Genomic DNA, 251 nt, shown 5'->3' with positions numbered 1-251 from the left:
AAGCTTTACAACTCGTTGCTGATGGTCGTGATCCATCGAAAAATGTAACTAAAGAAGAAGTTGAAAAAGCATCTGATGAATTAGACGCTGCAAATGCTGCATTAAAAACCAATGCACAACAAGAGTTTGAAGACTCATTAGCAACAGAAGCGGATTTAACTGCGCTTGAGACGAAGGCGAAAGACCTTCAGACTAAACTTAATGAAAATGCAAAGTTAGAAGAGTCAGCAAGATATACTGATGAAACACGT

At 38.2% G+C, this 251-nt stretch carries 1 protein-coding gene; it reads left to right on the top strand.

The genetic code is table 11. From position 1 onward, the window contains the following. A partial coding sequence (locus AC1M9J_RS14860; RefSeq protein ID WP_481952579.1) for a hypothetical protein occupies positions 1-251 on the top strand: 251 nt, incomplete at both ends.

This window comes from Acinetobacter sp. ANC_7588 (assembly GCF_056783995.1).
This window is presented reverse-complemented; position numbering and strand designations above follow the sequence as displayed.